The organism is Salmonella sp. SAL04202, assembly GCF_046550775.1.
GTDB classification, from domain to species: Bacteria; Pseudomonadota; Gammaproteobacteria; order Enterobacterales; family Enterobacteriaceae; genus Salmonella; species Salmonella enterica.
This window is the reverse complement of the sequence record NZ_JBGDXK010000012.1, coordinates 23787-30509: the sequence shown is the minus strand read 5'-3', so window position 1 is coordinate 30509 and position 6723 is coordinate 23787. Positions and strand designations below refer to the sequence as shown.

General features: G+C 51.0%; 9 protein-coding genes. All 9 read right to left on the bottom strand.

Going from position 1 to position 6723, the window contains the following annotated elements; genetic code table 11:
* On the bottom strand, positions 1–368 hold a 368-nt coding region (locus ACLJQJ_RS23035; protein WP_002444880.1), incomplete at its 3' end, for a GTP-binding protein.
* Between the two features lie 71 nt (positions 369–439).
* Positions 440–2554: an elongation factor G gene (gene fusA, locus ACLJQJ_RS23030; protein WP_000124693.1), complete on the bottom strand. Its 2115-nt coding sequence runs from the start codon at positions 2552–2554 to the stop codon at positions 440–442.
* Between the two features lie 96 nt (positions 2555–2650).
* A complete protein-coding gene (gene rpsG / locus ACLJQJ_RS23025) occupies positions 2651–3121 on the bottom strand; it encodes a 30S ribosomal protein S7 (protein WP_001138043.1) in 471 nt (156 codons plus the stop codon).
* Between the two features lie 95 nt (positions 3122–3216).
* Complete coding sequence (rpsL, locus tag ACLJQJ_RS23020) at positions 3217–3591, bottom strand: 30S ribosomal protein S12 (protein WP_000246815.1); 375 nt, start codon at positions 3589–3591, stop codon at positions 3217–3219.
* A 125-nt stretch (positions 3592–3716) separates the two neighbouring features.
* A complete protein-coding gene (gene tusB / locus ACLJQJ_RS23015; protein WP_000903398.1) occupies positions 3717–4004 on the bottom strand; it encodes a sulfurtransferase complex subunit TusB in 288 nt (95 codons plus the stop codon).
* A gap of 7 nt (positions 4005–4011) precedes the next feature.
* Positions 4012–4368 (bottom strand): sulfurtransferase complex subunit TusC, encoded by a 357-nt coding sequence (gene tusC, locus ACLJQJ_RS23010; protein WP_000820705.1) that lies wholly within the window; start codon positions 4366–4368, stop codon positions 4012–4014.
* The gene (gene tusD, locus ACLJQJ_RS23005; protein ID WP_001268010.1) at positions 4368–4754 is read right to left on the bottom strand and encodes a sulfurtransferase complex subunit TusD; all 387 of its coding nucleotides are present in this window, start codon (positions 4752–4754) and stop codon (positions 4368–4370) included. Before tusD ends, tusC begins: the two co-directional genes overlap by 1 nt.
* Positions 4754–5476 (bottom strand): transcriptional regulator, encoded by a 723-nt coding sequence (locus tag ACLJQJ_RS23000; RefSeq protein WP_000091471.1) that lies wholly within the window; start codon positions 5474–5476, stop codon positions 4754–4756. Before ACLJQJ_RS23000 ends, tusD begins: the two co-directional genes overlap by 1 nt.
* Positions 5477–5752: 276 nt before the next feature.
* Positions 5753–6571: an FKBP-type peptidyl-prolyl cis-trans isomerase gene (gene fkpA, locus ACLJQJ_RS22995; protein WP_000838222.1), complete on the bottom strand. Its 819-nt coding sequence runs from the start codon at positions 6569–6571 to the stop codon at positions 5753–5755.
* Positions 6572–6723: the final 152 nt, after the last annotated feature.

The window sequence follows — 6723 nt, the reverse complement described above, 5'->3', positions numbered from 1 at the left end:
CCCAGCAGGATGTGCTCACGGGTCTGCGGCATCGGGCCGTCAGTCGCAGCAACAACCAGGATCGCGCCGTCCATCTGCGCAGCACCGGTGATCATGTTTTTAACATAGTCGGCGTGCCCCGGGCAGTCTACGTGTGCGTAGTGGCGGGTCGGGGTATCGTATTCAACGTGAGAAGTGTTGATGGTGATACCACGCGCTTTTTCTTCCGGAGCGTTATCGATCTGGTCGAATGCACGAGCAGCACCGCCGTAGGTTTTAGCCAGTACGGTGGTGATTGCAGCGGTCAGGGTAGTTTTACCGTGGTCAACGTGGCCGATGGTGCCGACGTTAACGTGCGGTTTTGTACGTTCAAATTTTTCTTTAGACACGGCTATATTCCTTACTATAGCGCTCTCCCCTTCAGGAGAGAGCACGGGATTTTGGTTTTTAACCCTGCGGCTTATTTACCACGGGCTTCGATTACGGCCTGAGCAACGTTGTTCGGCGCATCATCATACTTCAGGAATTCCATAGTGTACGATGCGCGACCTTTGGTCAGAGAACGCAGCTGAGTTGCATATCCGAACATTTCAGACAGCGGTACTTCAGCGTGGATCTTAACGCCTGTAACTTCAGATTCCTGACCTTTGAGCATACCACGACGGCGGCTAAGGTCGCCGATAACGTCACCGGTATTCTCTTCAGGTGTTTCTACTTCAACCTTCATGATCGGCTCAAGCAGAACTGGTTTTGCTTTCTTAAAGCCTTCTTTAAAGGCAATAGACGCAGCCAGTTTAAACGCCAGCTCAGAGGAGTCAACGTCATGGTAAGAACCGAAGTGCAGACGCACACCGAGATCAACTACCGGATAACCCGCCAGCGGGCCAGATTTCAGCTGCTCCTGGATGCCTTTATCAACGGCCGGGATGTATTCGCCAGGAATTACACCACCTTTGATGTCGTTGATGAACTCGTAACCTTTCGGGTTAGAGCCCGGCTCCAGCGGGTACATGTCGATAACAACATGACCATACTGACCGCGACCACCAGACTGTTTCGCGTGTTTACCTTCGATGTCGGTAACTTTCGCGCGAATCGCTTCGCGGTAAGCAACCTGAGGTTTACCCACGTTAGCTTCAACGTTGAATTCACGCTTCATACGGTCAACGATGATATCCAGGTGAAGTTCACCCATACCAGCGATGATGGTCTGGTTAGATTCTTCATCAGTCCATACGCGGAATGACGGGTCTTCTTTCGCCAGACGGCCCAGAGCCAGACCCATTTTTTCCTGGTCAGCTTTGGTTTTCGGTTCTACCGCGATGGAGATTACCGGCTCAGGGAATTCCATACGTTCCAGAATGATCGGGTTTTCCGGATCACACAGGGTGTCACCGGTAGTCACGTCTTTCAGGCCGATAGCAGCCGCGATGTCGCCCGCGCGAACTTCTTTGATCTCTTCACGTTTGTTGGCGTGCATCTGAACGATACGACCGAAACGCTCACGTGCGGTTTTCACGGAGTTCAGTACGGTATCACCAGAGTTAACCACACCGGAGTACACACGGAAGAAGGTCAGGTTACCCACAAACGGGTCGGTAGCGATTTTGAACGCCAGCGCAGAGAACGGCTCGTCGTCGCTTGCGTGACGCTCAGCCGGAGTATCTTTACCGTCGTCCAGAATACCGTTGATCGCAGGTACGTCTACCGGGGATGGCAGGTAATCAATTACCGCATCCAGCATCGCCTGAACACCTTTGTTCTTAAATGCAGAACCACAGGTTACCAGGATGATTTCGTTGTTCAGAACGCGCTGACGCAGAGCTTGTTTGATCTCTTCTTCAGTCAGTTCTTCACCACCCAGGTATTTTTCCATCAGCTCTTCAGAAGCTTCTGCGGCGGACTCGATCAGGTTCTGGTGCCATTCGTTAGCCAGGTCCTGCATGTCAGCCGGGATATCTTCGTATTCGAAGGTAACGCCCTGGTCGGCATCGTTCCAGTTGATGGCTTTCATTTTCACCAGGTCAACAACGCCGGTGAAACCTTCTTCAGCACCAATTGCCAGCTGCAGCGGAACCGGGTTCGCGCCCAGACGGGTTTTGATCTGACCAACAACTTTCAGGAAGTTCGCGCCCATGCGGTCCATTTTGTTAACGAACGCAATGCGCGGAACTTTGTATTTGTTTGCCTGACGCCATACGGTTTCAGACTGCGGCTGAACACCACCAACTGCGCAGTAAACCATTACCGCACCATCGAGAACACGCATGGAACGTTCTACTTCGATAGTGAAGTCAACGTGCCCCGGGGTGTCGATGATGTTGATGCGATGCGGTTCATACTGCTTAGCCATACCAGACCAGAATGCAGTAGTCGCTGCGGAGGTGATAGTAATACCACGCTCCTGCTCCTGCTCCATCCAGTCCATGGTAGCTGCGCCGTCATGAACTTCACCGATTTTGTGGTTTACACCGGTGTAGAACAGAATACGTTCGGTAGTAGTGGTTTTACCGGCGTCGATGTGCGCACTGATACCGATATTACGGTAGCGTGCGATGGGTGTTGTACGAGCCATTTGATTCCTCGTTGATATCTTTAGGCGTTCAGTTAAGTTATCCAAAACGGGCGACTTACCTGAAGCGCCCGCCTGGTGACTATGACTCCGAAGGGATTACCAACGGTAGTGTGCGAACGCCTTGTTGGCTTCTGCCATACGGTGAACGTCTTCACGTTTCTTAACTGCAGTACCTTTGTTTTCTGCAGCGTCAGAAAGTTCGTTCGCCAGGCGCAGAGCCATGGATTTATCACCGCGTTTACGAGCAGCTTCTACGATCCAACGCATTGCCAGAGCATTACGACGGACCGGACGGACTTCAACTGGTACCTGATAAGTAGAACCACCTACACGGCGGGATTTAACTTCTACAGTCGGGCGAACGTTTTCGAGAGCGACTTCGAAAGCTTCCAGTTCAGATTTACCAGAACGCTGAGCCAGGGTCTCCAGCGCGCTGTATACGATTGATTCTGCAGTAGATTTTTTACCATCTACCATCAGGATATTGACAAATTTAGCCAGCAGTTCTGATCCGAACTTCGGATCCGGCAGAATTTTACGCTGACCAATGACGCGACGACGTGGCATGGAAATACTCCGTTGTTAATTCAGGATTGTCCAAAACTCTACGAGTTTAGTTTGACATTAATTTAAAACGTTTGGCCTTACTTAACGGAGAACCATTAAGCCTTAGGACGCTTCACGCCGTACTTAGAACGAGCTTGCTTACGGTCTTTAACGCCGGAGCAGTCAAGCGCGCCACGAACGGTGTGGTAACGAACACCCGGGAGGTCTTTAACACGACCGCCACGGATCAGGATCACGGAGTGCTCCTGCAGGTTGTGACCTTCACCACCGATGTAGGAAGTCACTTCAAAACCGTTAGTCAGACGAACACGGCAAACTTTACGCAGTGCGGAGTTCGGTTTTTTAGGAGTGGTAGTATATACACGAGTACATACGCCACGTTTTTGCGGGCATGCTTCCAGCGCAGGCACGTTGCTTTTCGCAACTTTGCGAGCACGTGGTTTGCGTACCAGCTGGTTAACTGTTGCCATTAAATAGCTCCTGGTTTTAGCTTTTGCTTCGTAAACACGTAATAAAACGCCCTCACACAATATGAGGACGCCGAATTTTAGGGCGGTGTCGAAAAGGTGTCAAGAAATATACAACGATCCCGCCATCACCAGGCCATCTGGTTGGCATACTTAACCGTGAGTCTGACAAACTCAGTATAGTCAACCCTGACGACACTGTCTGAAATTTGACCACCCAGGCCGCGGGCGTCAATGTCTTCTTTCAAGGCATAGACTGTTATGGGGGCATCGCGCAGACTTTCAAGGAAGCGGTTACCTTCAATCGCGACGGTAACGCCATCCTGGAGCAACAAAAGCGCATCGCCCTCTTTTAGCAGGCGCAGCAAAGCGGGAAAATCAACGCCCGAAGCGCAATGAGGTAAGGTATGCAGCATAAACGCCTCAGAATCTCAGGATGACATCATAGTTGCCAAGCTCGCGGCGTAACGCCACGGGTTCCAGCGGCGTGGCGTCTACCACAAAATTAACGTTTTCCAGACCACGCTCGCGCAGCGATGCCGCGCAGATCCAGCATTGATCAATATCGTACAAATCAAAGAGCTTGAAAGTAGCAATATAGTCACGCGCCAGCACAGCGTCTGGTTTTTGTCCCGGTAATAACTGAAAGACGCCATCGCTGATAAAAAAGACGCCCAGCGCTTCCGTTAGCGCTGACGTTGCCAGCAGCGCATCCAGTCCTTCACGGCCTGAGGCGCTGCCGTGCGGCGCGGTGGAAAAGACAAATGCAATACGTTTCATTAAAACTGCACCACCCGATCGCAGGTGAGAGATGCCTCCGCCAGCGCGCCCAGTCCGCTTAGCGTAAAGCCCGGCTGAAGATTGGCGGACGGCAACGCCAGTCTGCCGGCTTCAGTTTCATCAATAATACCGCGACGAAGCGCCGCCGCGACACAGATGTTCAGCGCTACGCCATGCTGCGTATTCAATTTCTGCCAGGCGCGTACCAGATCATATTCATCGCTCGCCGGCGAGGTCAGGAGATTGGCGTTATAGACACCTTCCCGATAGAAAAAGACGCTGGCTAACTCATGCCCCTCATTGAGCAGCGCGTGGGCGAACTGCAATGCGCTGCTGGCCTGCTGGGTGCCATATGCCGGCCCGGTGACCATAATGGCATAACGCATTATTTATCCTGCCCCTGAAAATCGCCGCTTTTGAACTGGCGAATATAGAGGTAAACCGTGTGTTTTGAGATATTCAGACGATCGGCTACCTGGTTAATGGCGTCTTTAATATCGAAAATGCCTTTTTCGTACAGGTTAAGGACGATCTGACGATTTTTCGCGTTGTTAGAGACATTACGATCGGCATTCACTTCTTCGATCGTGAACTCCAGCGTCTGGGTGACTAAATCTTCGACTGAGGAGGCAAAATTAACCGCTGAGCCGACTTCCGGCGTTTCCGGCGGAATAAAGGTATTCATAATCTGTGAAAATGGCACATCAAGATTCATGTTGATGCACAGTAGACCAATGACGCGCTGCTCGCGGTTGCGAATGGCAATCGTCAACGACTTCATCAAGACACCGCTTTTCGCGCGCGTGAAATAGCATTTCGACACGCTACTGTCCGCCCCTGTCATGTCGTGCAACATACGCAACGCCAGGTCGGTAATCGGCGAGCCAATTTTACGGCCCGTATGTTCGCCATTGGCAATACGAATGGCTGAACATTTTAGATCCTGCAAAGAGTGCAATACGATTTCACAATGGGAACCTATAAGCATCGCTAACCCGTCCACTACCGCTTCGTAGGATTTCAGAATATCGAAGTCGGTTTGCTCGAAGGGACGCTGATCCAGCAAATCAAGTTCACTGGTTTCGTTGGTTAAAAGCGACCTGGACATGAAAAAAAACACTCCTTTTCAGGAGCCTGTCGTTATGTTTTCAGGGCAGGCTCATTATTTACGCGGATGATTAAATTAATACAGTGAGGGTTCATCTTTCCAGTACTAATTTGCTCGTCTATTTCAGACTACGTGTGCGTTGGCGGACATTCAGCCTACGGTCTCGCCCTTAACGACCAGCGCAAGCGCCGTTATCCGCAAATCAAATTATGGTGAGTAATATATCCGGCCTGAATAAAAAAAACCGCCGCTATTACAAGCGGCGGCTCTCAGTTTTTATTTTTTAGCAGCATCTGCGGCTTTAGCGTCAGCCGCATCGGCAGGTTTAGCATCCGCTTTCGGCGCTGGTTTGATATCCAGCAGCTCTACGTCGAATACCAGGGTGGAGTTCGCCGGGATACCCGGAACGCCCGTTTTACCGTAGGCCAGCGCCGGTGGGATAACCAGCTTGATCTTGCCGCCTTTCTTAATATTTTTCAGGCCTTCAGTCCAGCCAGGGATAACGCCGTCCAGACGGAAGGAGAGCGGTTCGCCGCGGGTGTAAGAGTTATCAAACTCTTTACCGTCGATCAGCGTACCTTTGTAGTTCACCACAACGGTATCGCTATCTTTCGGCGCCTCGCCTGTGCCTTCTTTCTCTACTTTGTAAAGCAAACCGGTAGAGGAGGTTTTCACGCCTTTCTCTTTAGCAAAAGCGTCGCGGAACGCTTTACCTTTTGCTTCGTTATCGGCAGCGTCTTTTTCCATCTTCGCCTGAGCAGCGCTCTTCACGCGTGCTTCAAACGTCTGCAGCGTTTGCTCAATTTCCTGATCGGACAGTTTGCTCTTATCGGCAAAGGCATCCTGAACGCCGGCAATCAACTGATCTTTATCCAGTTTGATGCCCAACTTTTCCTGCTCTTTAAGCGAATTTTCCATGTAACGACCCAGCGAGGCGCCCAGCGCATAAGCCGCTTTTTGATCGTCGTTTTTAAATGCTGCTTTGCTATCAGCGGTAGCTGCCGGTTTCGCCGCATCAGCAGCAAAAGTGATCGGTGCGTGCATAGCAACGGCCATCGTCGTTGCCAGCAGCGTGGCTTTAAACAGTGATTTCATCCATATCTCCAGGGCCGGGGCATCTCGCCCCATGTTAACTTACGTAAGAAGCGTACTATAAATCGTTGCAGAACAAATCAACATACGAACACGCCCTATTATCACTTCTTTTCAGACTCTTTTTGTTTAAATTAGTTTCGTAGGGCGCGTAA

Excerpts from the sequence above, each read along its gene's own strand:
- tusD (WP_001268010.1), bottom strand. The coding sequence starts at position 4,754 with ATGCGTTATGCCATTATGGTCACCGGGCCGGCATATGGCACCCAGCAG.
- tusC (WP_000820705.1), bottom strand. The coding sequence starts at position 4,368 with ATGAAACGTATTGCATTTGTCTTTTCCACCGCGCCGCACGGCAGCGCC.
- ACLJQJ_RS23000 (WP_000091471.1), bottom strand. The coding sequence starts at position 5,476 with ATGTCCAGGTCGCTTTTAACCAACGAAACCAGTGAACTTGATTTGCTG.
- tusB (WP_000903398.1), bottom strand. The coding sequence starts at position 4,004 with ATGCTGCATACCTTACCTCATTGCGCTTCGGGCGTTGATTTTCCCGCT.
- fkpA (WP_000838222.1), bottom strand. The coding sequence starts at position 6,571 with ATGAAATCACTGTTTAAAGCCACGCTGCTGGCAACGACGATGGCCGTT.
- fusA (WP_000124693.1), bottom strand. The coding sequence starts at position 2,554 with ATGGCTCGTACAACACCCATCGCACGCTACCGTAATATCGGTATCAGT.
- rpsG (WP_001138043.1), bottom strand. The coding sequence starts at position 3,121 with ATGCCACGTCGTCGCGTCATTGGTCAGCGTAAAATTCTGCCGGATCCG.
- rpsL (WP_000246815.1), bottom strand. The coding sequence starts at position 3,591 with ATGGCAACAGTTAACCAGCTGGTACGCAAACCACGTGCTCGCAAAGTT.